This is a genomic window from Saccharopolyspora aridisoli (assembly GCF_004348445.1).
GTDB lineage: Bacteria > Actinomycetota > Actinomycetes > Mycobacteriales > Pseudonocardiaceae > Saccharopolyspora > Saccharopolyspora aridisoli.
Genome location: NZ_SMKV01000082.1, coordinates 1 through 582, shown reverse-complemented (window position 1 = coordinate 582; position 582 = coordinate 1). Strand labels below are relative to the sequence as shown.

Genomic DNA, 582 nt, shown 5'->3' with positions numbered 1-582 from the left:
CACCCAGCACACCGCCTACGACCGCGACACCCACACCCTCGTGCTCGCCGCCGGCCCCCAGCTGCACCTCATCGACACCACCAACGGCAACCGCCGCACCCTCGACCTGCCCGCACCACCGGCCAACATCCACGCCCAACACGGCCAGGTCCTCGCAGCACTCCCCGACGCCGACCAGATCACCCGCATCGACCTGCGCACCACCACCGCACACCCCACCCCGGTGGCAGGCGCACCCGTCGACGCCATCGACCTCGACCCCCAACGCACCGCCGTCGCCCTCCGCGACACCGGCACCACCACCATCCTCAACCACGGCCAACCCGGCACCACCACCGAGAAGTTCCAGGGCCCCGCGCAACTCCTCCACCACGCCGGCCAGGTCTACGTCCTCGACCGCCTCACCACCGCCATCACCCCCATCAACACCACCACCGGCGACAAAGGCGCAGGACTTCGAGCGGGCGAAGGCGCCACCAACACCACCCAGGACCGCTACGGCCGCATCCTCACCATCGACACGCGCGGCCAAGCACTCCTCGCCTTCAGCACCGACCCCCTCATCCTCAAACAGCGCTACCC

The 582-nt window shown here is 70.1% G+C and carries 1 pseudogene; it reads left to right on the top strand.

Features of this window, described 5'->3' with window-relative positions:
* A pseudogene (locus E1161_RS26925) lies at positions 1 to 582 on the top strand (YncE family protein); the annotation flags it as partial.